The 14,186-nt window shown below is 48.9% G+C and carries 15 protein-coding genes; 7 read left to right on the forward strand and 8 right to left on the reverse strand.

Annotated features, from left to right (window positions below; translation table 11 throughout):
* Positions 1 to 40: 40 nt before the first annotated feature.
* The 3 genes from BTV99_RS07855 to BTV99_RS07865 form a co-directional block, all read right to left on the reverse strand.
* Positions 41 to 1,012 (reverse strand): mechanosensitive ion channel family protein, encoded by a 972-nt coding sequence (locus tag BTV99_RS07855; protein WP_075101815.1) that lies wholly within the window; start codon positions 1,010 to 1,012, stop codon positions 41 to 43.
* A gap of 77 nt (positions 1,013 to 1,089) precedes the next feature.
* Positions 1,090 to 1,668: a lactoylglutathione lyase gene (gloA, locus tag BTV99_RS07860; RefSeq protein ID WP_075101816.1), complete on the reverse strand. Its 579-nt coding sequence runs from the start codon at positions 1,666 to 1,668 to the stop codon at positions 1,090 to 1,092.
* A gap of 199 nt (positions 1,669 to 1,867) precedes the next feature.
* A complete protein-coding gene (locus BTV99_RS07865; protein WP_075101817.1) occupies positions 1,868 to 2,506 on the reverse strand; it encodes a carbonic anhydrase in 639 nt (212 codons plus the stop codon).
* Between the two features lie 624 nt (positions 2,507 to 3,130).
* Here BTV99_RS07865 and potA point away from each other — a divergent pair.
* The 5 genes from potA to BTV99_RS07890 all read left to right on the forward strand — a co-directional run bounded on the left by potA (position 3,131) and on the right by BTV99_RS07890 (position 8,099).
* A complete protein-coding gene (potA, locus tag BTV99_RS07870) occupies positions 3,131 to 4,396 on the forward strand; it encodes a spermidine/putrescine ABC transporter ATP-binding protein PotA (RefSeq protein ID WP_075101818.1) in 1,266 nt (421 codons plus the stop codon).
* The gene (potB, locus tag BTV99_RS07875) at positions 4,396 to 5,283 is read left to right on the forward strand and encodes a spermidine/putrescine ABC transporter permease PotB (protein WP_075101819.1); all 888 of its coding nucleotides are present in this window, start codon (positions 4,396 to 4,398) and stop codon (positions 5,281 to 5,283) included. The genes potA and potB overlap by 1 nt, the downstream gene beginning before the upstream one ends.
* Positions 5,283 to 6,083 carry a spermidine/putrescine ABC transporter permease PotC gene (gene potC / locus BTV99_RS07880; protein ID WP_075101820.1) on the forward strand — a complete coding sequence of 267 codons (801 nt, stop codon included), beginning with the start codon at positions 5,283 to 5,285 and terminating at the stop codon, positions 6,081 to 6,083. The genes potB and potC overlap by 1 nt, the downstream gene beginning before the upstream one ends.
* Positions 6,084 to 6,190: 107 nt before the next feature.
* Positions 6,191 to 7,081 (forward strand): LysR family transcriptional regulator, encoded by an 891-nt coding sequence (locus BTV99_RS07885; RefSeq protein ID WP_075101821.1) that lies wholly within the window; start codon positions 6,191 to 6,193, stop codon positions 7,079 to 7,081.
* 202 nt (positions 7,082 to 7,283) lie between these two features.
* A complete protein-coding gene (locus tag BTV99_RS07890) occupies positions 7,284 to 8,099 on the forward strand; it encodes a PhzF family phenazine biosynthesis protein (RefSeq protein ID WP_075101822.1) in 816 nt (271 codons plus the stop codon).
* Positions 8,100 to 8,223: 124 nt separating this feature from the next.
* On the opposite strand, the gene crcB is transcribed toward BTV99_RS07890, so the two are convergent.
* From crcB to BTV99_RS07910, 4 genes are all read right to left on the reverse strand, one after another.
* On the reverse strand, positions 8,224 to 8,595 hold the full coding sequence (gene crcB, locus BTV99_RS07895; protein ID WP_075101823.1) for a fluoride efflux transporter CrcB: 372 nt from the start codon (positions 8,593 to 8,595) through the stop codon (positions 8,224 to 8,226).
* 50 nt (positions 8,596 to 8,645) lie between these two features.
* Complete coding sequence (tsaD, locus tag BTV99_RS07900) at positions 8,646 to 9,683, reverse strand: tRNA (adenosine(37)-N6)-threonylcarbamoyltransferase complex transferase subunit TsaD (RefSeq protein ID WP_075101824.1); 1,038 nt, start codon at positions 9,681 to 9,683, stop codon at positions 8,646 to 8,648.
* A gap of 151 nt (positions 9,684 to 9,834) precedes the next feature.
* Positions 9,835 to 10,359: a cytochrome c5 family protein gene (locus BTV99_RS07905; RefSeq protein WP_075101825.1), complete on the reverse strand. Its 525-nt coding sequence runs from the start codon at positions 10,357 to 10,359 to the stop codon at positions 9,835 to 9,837.
* Positions 10,360 to 10,436: 77 nt separating this feature from the next.
* Positions 10,437 to 10,805: a hypothetical protein gene (locus BTV99_RS07910; protein ID WP_075101826.1), complete on the reverse strand. Its 369-nt coding sequence runs from the start codon at positions 10,803 to 10,805 to the stop codon at positions 10,437 to 10,439.
* A gap of 424 nt (positions 10,806 to 11,229) precedes the next feature.
* On the opposite strand from BTV99_RS07910, the gene rpsU reads away from it, so the two are divergent.
* Complete coding sequence (gene rpsU / locus BTV99_RS07915) at positions 11,230 to 11,445, forward strand: 30S ribosomal protein S21 (RefSeq protein WP_010195908.1); 216 nt, start codon at positions 11,230 to 11,232, stop codon at positions 11,443 to 11,445.
* A 372-nt stretch (positions 11,446 to 11,817) separates the two neighbouring features.
* Positions 11,818 to 12,267 carry a GatB/YqeY domain-containing protein gene (locus BTV99_RS07920; RefSeq protein WP_075101827.1) on the forward strand — a complete coding sequence of 150 codons (450 nt, stop codon included), beginning with the start codon at positions 11,818 to 11,820 and terminating at the stop codon, positions 12,265 to 12,267.
* Between the two features lie 118 nt (positions 12,268 to 12,385).
* Here the strand turns inward: BTV99_RS07920 and BTV99_RS07925 are convergent, their stop codons facing one another.
* Entirely contained in the window at positions 12,386 to 14,089 is a 1,704-nt protein-coding gene (locus tag BTV99_RS07925) for a M48 family metalloprotease (RefSeq protein WP_256713756.1), read from the reverse strand.
* Positions 14,090 to 14,186: the final 97 nt, after the last annotated feature.

Below are 14,186 nucleotides of genomic sequence, written 5' to 3' on the forward strand. Positions count from 1 at the left end.
TGCTATAGGTTTTTTGGTTGCTATAAAAGTATCTATCGGCTTACTTTGCCGCTTGCGGATCGGTAGCAGGAGATTGCTGCGTCTGCATTTTATCCACAATAGCACTGACAGACGGATCGCTTAAATCTATGGTACGTATTGGGAACGGGATATTGACCCCTGCCGCATCCAGCGCTTTTTTGATCTCGACGATGACTTGATGAATGGAAGCGACTTTATTGGCCTGCGTGCCATCTTCGATAAACCAGCGTACCGTCAGATCGATAGACGAGCCGCCAAATCCAGTCGCAATCACGCTAGGCTGAGCTTTCGTCGAGACGCTATCGGCCTTATCTAACGCACGTAAAATCTCCGCTCTTGCCGCTTCGATATTATCTTCGTAGCCGATACCGACTGCCACCTGCAAACGGCGCTGCTTATAGGCCGTATTGACCGTCAACGCCGAGGTGTAAAGGTCTGAGTTGGGAATGACCACTTGCCGACCGTCATAAGTCTTGATGGTGGTGGCGCGGATTTTGATGTCCTCCACCGTCCCTTCATAGTCGCCTGAGACAATCTGATCACCGATACGAAACGGCTCTGAGAGCAGCAGCAAAATACCTGATAGCAGGTTTTGGAAAATATCTTTAAACGCAAAACCAATCGCCACCGAACCAATACCAAGGGCACCAATCAGCTTGGCAGGCGTAAACCCTGGCACCGCAATCACCATCGCAATCATAAAGCCGATAAAGATAATCAGTGCCCCGCCTACCCGCTGAAACACTTTGACCAAGTTTTGATGGCGACTACGGCTACCTAAGAGTTTATGAACGATTTTTTTGAAAAGTATCGACAAAAACCAAAAAATCAGGATAACAATGAGCGATGCGACAAAATAAGGAATTCGCTCCAAAAACCCCACCATGATATCATTGGCCGAATCAAAGATGCTGTGATACGTCAGCGTATCAGTCGTCGACTCAGGGGCACGGTCAGCGTTTACTGTGGTTCCTGCCTCAGGGGTAGGCATGGGCGGTTCACTCCTTTGATTGATTGGGTAACGCAGCGGCTCATTATGTTTTGTGGCGCATCATGCGCCTTAGCACTCTACGCCATCAAGTCTGCTTGCACAATCTCGATCCAGTAGCCATCGACGTCTTTGATAAAGGCGATGTGTTTCATGCTGCCATCTTCTGGACGTTTTTTAAATTCGACATTATTTTTGTCAAACCAAGCCACCGCGTCTGTTAAATTGGGCACACTAAAGCAAATATGACCAAAGCCTTGCGGCCCACTATTGCCATCATGGTAGCTAAAATCGGCCTGACTCTCTGTGCCATAGTTATGGGTTAGCTCCAAGATACCGCGCTGACGAAAGGCAAAGATCTCTAGATCGGCACCTGACGGCAGATTCTCACGCTCACTATCGGTCAGCTTGGCCAAAAAGTACAAATCAAACTCCATCTCAGGGAATTTTTTGACCGCCAATAGGGTCATACCCAGCACCCCAGTATAAAACTCAAGCGACTTGGCAGGGTCTTTTACGCGTAGCATGGTGTGGTTAAAGGTAAAGCCTGAGGTTTGCGCTGAGATCGGCTGAATACCTGCACGCGCGACGCTGCTGGCAGGCTGCGCGATAGTCGCTGCATCATCAAGAGAGGTTGAGCTAGACGCTGAATGAGACATAACAATCCTAATATACCTAATATAAAATTAATATAAAAAACAAATGAATCAGCAAGCGAATCACAGCATGGCAATGCGCTTGCTACTTTTATGATAATCAAAAATGCACCAATCAATGATAGGGTTTTGTAAGCAAAAAGCGCACCGCTCTGGTGTGAGGGCCGCTTTCGTCAAGTGAGTACAAAACCCCAAGCACAGATCAGTCTTCTAAAAACCGTACCTTACCGGTTTCTAAGTCGTACTCTGCCCCAACGATGAGCAACTTACCACTCGTCGTCAAGTCCTCTAGAGCTCGGGAGCCATGTTTGAGCTGACTGACAGACATACGCACGTTGGCACTGATAGAGCGATCTAACAGCTCATCGGCATCGACGTCTTGACCATTGGCAGTCGCCAGCTCGTGCAAATTGTAAACACTTGGACGAATACGATCGACGATAGACTGTAGGTTTGGCGTGTAGTTTTGTTCAGGGTTGATGAGTGCTTCTACGCAAGCGGTCACCGCACCGCAGTGTGAGTGACCGAGCACCACCACCAGCTTGGTGCCGAATTTTTCGGCAGCAAACTCAACCGAGCCAATCTGTGACGGTGCGACGACATTTCCTGCCACCCGAATCACAAACAAATCCCCTAACCCTTGGTCAAAGACAATCTCAACCGGTACGCGTGCATCTGAGCAGCCCAAGATAATCGCCAACGGGTCTTGATCACTGATAAGCTCTGGACGCCTCTGCATCGCAGGATCTGGGTTGGTAAGGCTGTCGACGTAACGGGCGTTACCTTGTTTTAAAAGCTCAAGCGCTTCTTGACCAGTTTTGGGGCGTGTGTCGTTAGGCATGAGAAATCCTTTTTTTTCGAATGTTAAATGATAGATGGCTGCTCATATATCGCGGATGAAGAAGATGCTGGATATATAGACCAAAAGACGGCAAATGACGATGAGATCATGCCGCACACTTTGGTGTCAGCCATGACATGATTGTATAGGAACACCGACAAAAAAATGCTAAAAACTTTTGTTTTAATGTCGTTAACATCGCTATAAACGCCTCTGCCACTATCCCCAAGACCCTCATGCTCATGATGAAATGCAACCCATTCGACATAAAATTGGCACACTGTATGTCAACACACTTTATGCCAATAGGACGGCACCTATTTTAAGTAGATTAACCATACAAAAGCCGCGCTTAGGATAATACAGTCTGCCCAAAAGAAAAATGCCCAAGCACATAAACGCCTGACTATTATACTACCGTAAAAACCATATAACGAGCGCTATCGCCATCCGCGCCATCCGCTTTGGCTTGCGGGTATGACTCGCGTAACTGATAACGAAGTTGCACTGATTTATAGTAAGGGTTTGTTATAATACGCAATAACCAGACCATGCTCATGCCAGCCCTTGTCGTGCCCTACGCTAAAAAAGTACGGACAGGCAAGAGGCTTAGGAACCAGATTTATGACCCAATCTTTAGCAAACACGCATACCAACCCTGCGTCATCAGACACTGTACTGCTACAACTGACTGGCCTACAAAAAACCTACGATCAAACTGAGGTATTAAAAGACATCAATCTTGATATCCAGCATGGTGAGTTTTTGACCCTGCTTGGCCCTTCAGGCTGCGGCAAGACCACGCTGCTACGTTTAATCGCGGGGTTTGAGCAGCCGACGGCAGGGGCGATTTATCTAGACGGCGTGCAGATGGCAGGGCTGCCCGCGGATAAGCGTCCGGTCAACACCGTGTTTCAGCAGTATGCGCTGTTTCCGCATATGAGCGTCGCGCAAAACGTCGCCTATGGCCTCAAGCTCAAAAAAGTCCCCAAAGACGAGATTCGGTCGCGGGTACGTGAGATGCTGGCAATGGTGCAGCTAGAGCACCTTGCCAATCGCAAACCACAAGATTTATCCGGCGGTCAGCAGCAGCGCGTGGCCATTGCGCGCGCGGTCATCAATCGCCCCAAACTACTGTTGCTCGATGAGCCTTTATCGGCGCTCGATCACAAGCTGCGTCTGCAGATGCAGTCAGAGCTCAAACGCTTGCAGCGCGAGCTTGGCATCACCTTTGTCTTTGTCACTCATGATCAAGAAGAAGCACTGTCGATGTCCGACCGTATCGCGGTGATGAAAGACGGCAAGTTTCAGCAAATCGGTACGCCAATCGAGATTTATGAAACCCCTGCCAATCTATTTACCGCCAAATTTATCGGTGAGACCAATCTGTTTAAGGCAGAGGTCAAAGGCGTGTACCCCGATCAGCCAGATCGTGATGGGCGCGTGACCAATGGCCGCATCGAGGTGGAAGTCTGTGAAGCGCAGGTGCAAGAAGGTAAAGCCACATTGCGTAATCTACGCCGTCCTGCTTTTGCCAACGATGTACAAGTAGGCGACATCGTCAACCTACTGCTGCGCCCTGAAGACTTACGCATTTATGATCCCAAAGACGACAGTCATGCAGGCTTGCTGGGCCGTGTCATCGAGAGTAACTATAAAGGCAGTACCTTAGACTCGATTATCGAGCTGGCCAATGGTCATATTATCAAAGCCTCTGAGTTTTTTGATGAAGACGATCCTAGCTTTGATTATAAGCTTAATGAAGCGGTCAAGGTGGCGTGGGTCGATGGCTGGGAGTGGGTATTGCCCGAAGACCATTTAACAGAACCACAAGCACCTGAGCAAAGCGTGGCTATACAAAAAACAGCCATACAAAAGGATGTCAGCTAATGGCGCGTACTAGCCGTTTTAACTTGGGCAATAAAAGCCCGTTTCGTACAGCAACGCTATGGCTCATCTGGGGTTGGCTGCTGATATTTGCTTTGTTGCCAAATATCTTGGTCATCGCGGTCAGTTTTTTGACCCGTGATAGCAGCGCCTTTATCAGTCTGCCTGTCAATATCGACAGCTATATACGTATGGTGGATCCGCTGTATTTTGAGGTGTTTGTCCACTCCCTCTGGATGGCTGGTATCACCACGGTGATTTGTTTATTACTCGGCTATCCGTTTGCTTGGCTAGTCTCCAAAGCCCAGACGCGCTGGCAGCCACTGCTGATGATGCTTTTAATTTTGCCATTTTGGACCAACTCTTTGGTGCGAACTTATGCGCTCAAATTATTGTTTGCCAATAATGGTTTGATCAATAAATCCCTACTGACGCTGGGTATCATCGACGCGCCTATCGATATTTTGTACACGCAAGGCGCGGTGATAGCAGGCCTGACGTATTTGCTGTTTCCGTTTATGGTGCTGCCGCTCTATGCGGTCTTTACCGATCTGCGCAATGACATGCTGCTGGCTTCGCAAGATTTGGGTGCGTCGAAAACCCAGACCTTTTGGCACGTGGTGCTGCCACTGACCACGCCTGGGATTATCTCAGGGGTGCTCTTGGTACTGCTGCCTGCGATGGGGATGTTTTATGTGGCAGACGTACTGGGCGGCTCGCGTAACCTGCTCGTTGGCAATATCATCAAAAACCAGTTTTTGGACGCGCGTGATTGGCCCTTTGGGGCAGCGGCAAGCGTGCTGTTGACACTGGCGATGGCCGTGCTATTGCTGGCTTATCGTGCCAGTAGCCGCCGCATTGGTAAGACTGATTTTAATGAGGTGGCCTAATGTCTGATAACCAACGCCACATCAAACCGCCGAGCATTGGCAGTATCGCGGCCAAAGGCTATCTTGGCCTGATTTATGCTTTGCTATATCTGCCCATTATCGTCTTGGTGGTGATGTCATTTAATAAATCAAAAATCGGCTACAACTGGGGCGGCTTTAGCCTCAAATGGTACGAGTCGCTATTCAACAACCAAGCGATGCTCGATGCATTTTGGCATTCTATCGTCTTGGGTTTGGTTGCCGCCACCGTCTCAACCCTAATCGGCACGCTCACCGCCCTTGCCCTACATCGTTACGACTTTCGCGGCAAAGGCTTATTGAACGGGCTGCTATTTGTGCTGATGATGTCGCCTGAGATTGTCCTTGCGATTTCACTGTTGGCTTTATTTTTATTAATTGGTCTGCAGTTAGGCTTTGTTTCGCTACTGCTTGCCCATATTACCTTTTGCTTGCCCTTTGTGGTCATCACCGTGTTTGCGCGCCTAAGCAGCTTGGATGAGCGCTTGATGGAAGCGGCGCGCGACTTGGGCGCTAGTGAATCGACCATGGTACGCACCGTCCTGGTTCCTGTCATCTTGCCAGCGGTGATGGCAGGTTGGTTGCTCGCCTTTACCTTATCACTCGATGATGTGGTGGTATCGACCTTTGTCACAGGGCCTAGCTATGAGATTTTGCCGCTGCGGATTTATTCGATGGTACGCGTCGGCCTCAAACCTGAGGTCAACGCCATCGGTACATTACTACTGGTAGCCTCTTTGGTACTGGTCGTCATCTCACAGCTATTATTACGGCGACGCTAGACGTTGAAGGCTGGCTAATAGCAAGCACTTGATAGAAATATTTGAGTGGAATTCACTGATAGATTGTTTATAATGAATTTTTCTCACCCAAGTGCTTAGGTTATCTTATGTTAGAGCTTCGTCATCTCAATACATTGACGGCACTGCGCGCGCATGGCTCGCTGGCTGCGGCCGCCGATGAGCTGCATGTCACCGCCTCTGCCGTCTCGCATCAGCTAAAAGAGCTGGAAAACTATTATGATGTCAGCCTCGTCAATCGCCGCACGCGCCCGCTGAGCTTTACCCCAGCAGGCAAGATAGTGCTGGCATTGGCCGACAGCATCCTACCGCAAGTCACCCGCACCAAATCCAACCTAAAACGCCTCGCCCATGGGCAAGCAGGTCGTTTGCGTCTGGCCTCTGAGTGCCATAGCTGCTTTGATTGGCTGATGCCGATACTCAACCAGTATCGCCGTGAGTGGTCGGATGTAGAGCTGGACTTTGCCACAGGGTTTGAGCCGGAGCCGCATCATCTATTGATGGAGGGCGATATTGATCTGCTAATCACCACCAGTGATTTGCCGATAGAGGGTATCAGCTATCAGCCGCTATTTGAGTATGAGAGCCGTTTGGTACTGTCGCCCACGCATGACTTGGCGGCGCAAGACTTTATCGCGCCCCATGACTTAATCGATGAAACCTTGATCGCTTATCCCGTCGAAGCCAAACGCCTCGATATCATCGCAGGCTTTATGACGCCAAGCGATGTGAGTTTCAAAAATGTCCGTACCACAGAGCTGACGGCGATGCTGATACAGCTAGTCGCCAGTGAGCGCGGAGTTGCAGCTCTCCCTGATTGGGTGGTGGCGGAATACGAGAAAAAAGGCTGGGTGGTATCGCGTCCATTGGGGGACGGCGTGCATTGTCAGCTATATGCCGCAACGCGTACAGCGAGTCAAGATATGGCTTATATGCAGGGATTTGCAGGTTTGCTTGATGGGATTGTAAAGCCGGTTTAAAGTTTTATTTACCATAATCACTCTTTATGGGTAAAGGTTCGGTACCCTAGTGAGGACTTGAATATTTGGCTATAAGTTGTTTTTATCAAGGATTTAAGTTATTCATAAAATTACGATGTACATAGCTGTGTACTTTTAAAAATGAAATGGGTACGCTAATCCAACTAACTAATGAAACGATATATTTATTTAAGGACATAGAATGCAACTCGAAATAAACATCGTTGACGCTTTCACCGATACTGTTTTTAAGGGAAATTCAGCAGCAGTTATTATCACGGACAGTTGGCTGAGCGAAGAATTAATGCAATCTATTGCAATGGAAAACAATTTATCCGAAACTGCTTTTTTAGTACCAGATGAGTCAAATAAAAAAACAAACTATCATATTCGCTGGTTCTCCCCAATGACTGAAATTGCTTTTTGTGGTCATGCAACCTTAGCATCCGCCTTTGTACTATTTAGTAAAAACCCTACTTTAGAAACTATTAAGCTTTCAGCAAAAGCAGTTGGATTCTTAACAATCGTACAAACACGCACTGGCAAAATACAAATGGACTTCCCTAATACTAAGCCCCAGAAAGTAGACAATATTCCCAATAGCTTATTAGCGGGTCTATCTATTACTCCTGTTGAAGTCTATCGCAATTCACAAGCGTATTTTGTTATTTACAATACTAAGTCCGATGTTCTAAACGTAATACGAGATAATGAGGTTTTGAAGCAACTTGCACCTTTAGATGTAGTCGTTACTTGTCAGTCTCAATCAGAAGATCTTAAATCATATGACTTTATTTCCCGATACTTTTGGCCTGCTAATGGTGGTGATGAAGACCCAGTAACCGGATCGATCCATACTGGGCTTGCACCGTTTTGGGCAGAGCGTTTGGGTAAAGATGAATTGGTAGCCTATCAGGCATCAAGTCGAGGCGGAATACTTGGATGTGTAGTAGCAAATGATAGAGTGCTTATTTCTGGCAATGCAGTTCAGTATTTGACAGGATTTATCAATGTTTAGTGTATACCCTAGAGGAACCAATTAAAAACGCCTTATAAAGTATTATCAGCTCACTTAAAACAGCCTGATATAAAGAAAGGGACCACTTATATCAGACCATCAAGCAAGTAATATCTACCAAAGCTCACAAAACCAGCTTAAAAAAATAAAACCCAAGCGCGGTCGCCAGCAGTGTCAGCCCAACGTGCAGACCGATCAATGCCAGTCCTGCCAGCAGCCGCCCATCATAGATAAAGCCAAACACCTCAGCGCTAAAGGTGCTAAAGGTCGTCAGCCCGCCCAAAAACCCAGTTATCACAAATACCCGCACATGATCAGGCAAACTACTTCCCATACGCTCAAACCATACTAGCGCCAGACCGATCAGCAGACCGCCCAACACATTCGCGCCAAGCGTACCAAGCGGTATCCAGCTATGTACGGGATTAAAACGCGACAGCCACGCCCGCAGGCAAGCGCCAAGTGCTGCTCCCAAACCGATGGCAAGCCACTGCATAGATTATCCTTCCTTTGTATGGCTTTTAAACTGTATATGGCTGCTAAACATTACACCGCAGGCAGTTCCGTCATCGGCCAACGCGGTACGCAGCTGACGGCTAGATCATCGGCCTGCCCTGCTTGCAGGCGCTCAAAGCCAGCATAAGCAATCATTGCGCCATTGTCAGTACATAACGCCGGCGGCGCATAATGCACGGTAGCATTGATCTTGGCCAGCTCACGCTCCAAGGTCTCCCGCAAGTGCTTATTGGCACTGACCCCGCCCGCGATCACTAGGCGACTCATCTCTACTTGTTTTAACGCCTTCACGCATTTTTTTACTAGCGTATCGACCATGGCATGTTGGAAGCTGGCGGCAATATCGGCGCGCACTTGTGGGTCGCTGTCAGAGCCAGCAGTGTCTTTGATAAGATTATGCACCGCTGTTTTCATACCGCTAAAAGAAAAGTCTAAACCACGATGCAGCATCGGACGCGGCAGCTCATAAGCACTGGGGTCGCCATTTTCGGCTAATTTAGCGATATTAGGGCCACCAGGATACGGCAGGCCGAGCATTTTGGCCGCTTTATCAAAGCACTCACCCGCGGCATCGTCGATCGACTCACCTAGGATTTCATATTGTCCAATACCCTGTGCGGCGATCAGCTGCGTGTGCCCGCCAGATACCAGTAGCGAGACAAACGGAAACGCTGGTGGATTGGCACCCATCAGCGGCGCCAGCAGATGCCCTTCCATATGATGGACCCCTATCGCAGGGATATCCAAGCCATATGCCAAGCTGCGCCCAAATAGCGCGCCCGTCATCAGCGCGCCGATTAGGCCTGGGCCTTTGGTATACGCGACGGCATCGAGCTCGCTTTTTTTGACATCGCACTGCTCGAGCAGCTCATTGAGCAATGGCACCAGTTTGCGAATATGATCGCGGCTGGCAAGCTCGGGTACCACGCCGCCATAAAGAGCGTGCAGCTCTATTTGTGAATACAGCACCTGCCCGACCAAACCTTGATTGTCGCTATCCATTTGCTCACTGTCAAAGATCGCCAGCCCCGTCTCATCACAAGACGTCTCTAAACCCAATACCTTCATATTTTTGCCTTTATCATACCTTGGTCTGCGTGTTGGTTTTGACCACGCCTTTATCTGCGACTCTCTATCTAAGCACTTGCACAAAAAAACCGCCATTGTCTATCACAATGACGGCCAGTTTAGCAAATTTCAATGGCTCATATCGCCTAAATCAGCTCACGGCAGCTATCATATAATCAACCGCTGCATAGACCTCCGCTTCGCTTACTTTGTCAGTCGCCTGCGCGGGCATCTTGTTAAAGCCCTGCGCTGAGTGCATATGTAGCGTATCTATACCCTTAGCAAGGCGAGGCGTCCATGCTGCTTTATCACCGTATTTTGGTGCATCGAGCAGACCTGCTTCGTGGCAGACTTTACAGTTGGACTCGTATAGCTTCGCCCCTGCATCAGCTGCCAACACTTCAGGCTCATCTGGGGCTGGTGGCTCGACTGCTTCGGCCGGTTCAGCTGTCGTCGTTGCTGGCGCTTCTGCCGGCACGGCTGGCTCAGACGTCTGCGGTTTAGGCGCTTCAGGCGCGGCGGCAGGTGCCTCCTCTACTGCCCTGCTCGTTTCGGCAGGCGCATCAGCGGGCGGCTCGGCAGTGTTATTATCACTACAAGCGCTTAGCATCAACAATGCACCGATACTGATGGCCGATACGGTCAATGTATTTATACGCTGTGGTTTGTTCATCATGATCACACCTCTATTTGCTATTGTATGTCGATGGCTGCCGACGACAGCGCATACACTGATAGATCGCCAAAAGAGCGTTATTCGTCGGTCGCAGGCTCAGCATCGGCGTCTGCTTCCGCATCACTAGCTGCCATGTCAGCTGCGCTATCGGTAGCAGCAGCCTCAGCGGTGCCAGCATCTGTCGCCTCATCTTGGGCGTCTGTGCTTTCGGCATCGGTACTTTCAGCATCAGTGCTTTCTGTCGCCATCGGCGCTGTCTCGGGGAAATCCATCTGTTCAGCGGCAGGAGCGTTGCTACGCGCAAGCTCAGAGGCCTCATCGACACGGTCTTTGGCCAACACTTGATGCGACTCGCCTTCTTTGTCGCCACTACACGCGCTGATACCAAAGCCTAAAGCGACGACAAATGCGGTGCTTAGCGCCGTATTTAGTACTGATTTTTTCATTGCAACATCCTCAATAAAGTGCACATAAAACGATTGATATGATGCAAATAATCATAGCATAAACTCTACCCAAACCGTTATAGACAGTAGGGTTTTTTCTTGATGGCCACACCTGCCAAAAGCAGCTCTACTGATGCATATAGTCCATCTCACCTTATCACGACATGAGTCGCCTTTGTTTGGCATTCATGACGCCGCTGCACTGTACCAGTGGACAAAAAGGGCGCAACATAATGATAATTATGGATTAATCAGCAAAAACCATTGACTTTACTACTATTTTTTATTAAAATACTCGCCCTTGTGCTCTAGCACAAAATTGTCCTAGTTTGAGCTGATGCCGGTAATCTTGAGATATTACGGCTAAATACTACTATACAGCCAAACTAATGCCCTTATATCTCATCCTAATCAAGGAGTCTTCATGCCTGCAGTTAAGGTTAAAGAAAACGAACCAGTTGACATCGCTATCCGTCGTTTCAAACGTGCTTGTGAAAAAGCCGGCGTACTATCAGACGTACGTAAGCGTGAGTTTTATGAAAAACCAACGCAAGTACGCAAGCGCAAAAAAGCCGCTGCTGTAAAGCGTTATAAGAAAAAATTGCAACGCGAAACCATTCGTACCACTCGTATGTACTAATCACTTATTTGATTAGCTAAATACCAGCGCTACAGGAACGCCACTGCTATCGATTGATATCAGTGGCGTTTTTTGTGCTACAATTTTTGTTATTGTTACTGATATAGTCGATCCGATATAAAAACGATACAGTGAGATGAAAAGTTGTTTTTCGCAGCATCTGTCTGCGTAGGCACAGCAAGCAAGAAAAACAACTTTTCATTGAGCGGCTTGATAGCCATGTATCTGATTTATTTGGATTCAAACATATATTGTTATCAGCTCATACGGTATTCATAAAACTATACTCATAAACCATACCCATAAAAAACACCAACGCAGGCTGTTTTTATGGCACGCCTCCCTAGTCTCTAACTCATAAGGATAATAACAATGAGCCAACTCAAACAAACACTATCAGACAGCATCAAAACTTCTATGAAAGCGCGTGAGCTTGAGCGCGTCAAGGTGCTACGCAACGTGCAGTCAGTCGTCAAACAAATCGAGATCGACCGCCAGATCGAGCTAGACGATGCCGCCGTCTTAGAGGTACTACAAAAGCAGCTAAAACAGCGCCAAGAGTCACTCGGTATCTTTACCGAAAATGGCCGTGATGATTTGGCAGCCAAAGAGCAGTTTGAAATCGATGTCATTAATGAGTTTATGCCTGCCCAGATGGACGATGACGAGCTTGCCGCTTTGGTCAATGCAGAGATTCAAGCGCAAGGCGCAACATCGATGCGCGATATGGGCAGTGTCATGGGCGCGCTAAAGAGCAAAACGGCAGGCCGCGCCGACCCTGCCACCATCTCAAAGCTGGTCAAAAACGCGCTACAAGGCTAAGCGCTGCAAAGCTAAACACTGCAAAGCTAGGCATTACAAATCTAAGTATAACGGTTTCGCGCGAGCAGCTGTATCTCAGTGAGTATTTACATCAGTAACCGCCCAAATCAATAATCGCCTAAGGCTCAAAGTCTTGGGCGGTTTTTACGTTTTTGATCTCAGCATTGATATTGGCCAATAGTGGGCGCGCGCTACCAGCTTGCGCAGTGTTTTGGAGATTGTCTGCCAGCTGCTTGGCTTGTGTCAATGAGGTAAGCGCGGCATCATAACGCCCACTCCACAGCTGGTCATGACTGCGATAGCGCAGCGCATTGATGGTGGCGATATTGGCCAGCTTTGGTGTGGTGGTGGTTTTGGCCAGTTTTTCGTTGGCCAATTGCAGGCTTTGCCACGCATAGCGGTCACTTGGCTGCTGCTGGGTCAAAGGCTTGAGTAATGCTTGCGCTTGGAGCGGCTGATTACTATTGGTCAGCGCCTCTGCCAAATAGAGTCGCAAATCACGGCGCTCAGGATATAGACGCTGCTGACTGGCCAAAATGTCCGCCGCTTTTGCCCAATTGCCTTGCTCAGCTAACAACTGGCTATGAGTAATCGATAAAAGTGGCTCAAGCCCTTGACGCTGAGCTGCGGGCAGTTTGCTTAGCGCTGTAAGTATCTCATCGGCATCATCAAAGCGCTGCTGTTCACCATACCACTGCATCAATGCCAGCTTGGCCCCAGCGCTGTTTTTGGCCGCTGTCGTTAGCACCGTTTCTGACGCATGCTTACCTGTACTCTGTACGCGCCAATAGAGCAGATCAAACAGTGCTTGGTGGCGCTGCTGCTCAGCCAATGATAAAGGTGGATAGTGCTGGGCTCGGCTTTGCGATTCGCTCAAACGCTCGTTGCTTAGTGGATGCGAGCGCACAAAGCTTGGTAAAAATCGATTTTCAACTTGATTGAGCTGGCTTTGCTGGTTCATGGTGGCAAAAAACCTTGGCATCGCCCTTGGATCATAACCCGCTTGGGTCATAATTTGCATGCCCACACGGTCGGCCTCGCGCTCGTTATTGCGGCTAAACGCCATGCTACTGTTCATCGTCGCAGTCTGGCTCCCCATCATAACGGCCGCGGCAGCATCTCCATCGACCGCCGACGCCGCAATGGCTGCCAGCATACCGCCTATCTGCATCAGTAGCGCTTTTTTGCGCTCGTCTGCCCCGCTCTCATAGTGGCGCTGACTAATATGAGCAACTTCGTGAGCAACGACGCTTGCCAGCTCATCCATACTACTGGCGGCGAGTATCGTCCCTGTATTAATACCGATGACGCCCCCTGGCGCAGCAAAAGCGTTGATACTTGGATTATCAATAATGACCAAGCCCATCGGTGCCTGCTGTCTTGCTTGCGCATTGAGCCGCCATGTCATGTCTTTGACGGTCTCGTGTATCCACGGGTCATGCTCCATCTTGATGCTTTTATTGATATTGCGTAGTGACCACTCACCGAGCAGCTTATTTTGATACTGCTCAGCAAAGCTCAGTCCTTGCCCGCGCAAGCTTGGCAAACTTAGCTCTTGGGTATCGGTGGACTGCCACGAATCATAAGGCGCTAACGACGCTTGACGCAGATCATTGCCGGCGGCGTGACTACTCTTAGGGGTCACAGCGGTCATCGCCGATATGGTCAATATCGCCGCTGATAGGATAGATAAGGACAGCCTGTGAGCCACGCTGCGCCTGCGCCTATGGATAGAGACAGTATCAGGCGTCAGCAAAGTCGGCGACGATGCTACTTCAGGGGCGACTGTACGGCCTGTGAGCGATTGATAAAAATAAAACAAATGCGCATCCTATACAAATAAATCCTAACGTCGTTTTGACTATACGAGCTTGTTTGGGCAAAATCAATTGTCCCGCGCCTGTGACTACCAATCACCA

It is taken from the genome of Psychrobacter sp. Rd 27.2 (genome assembly GCF_001921755.1).
Taxonomy (GTDB): Bacteria; Pseudomonadota; Gammaproteobacteria; order Pseudomonadales; family Moraxellaceae; genus Psychrobacter; species Psychrobacter celer.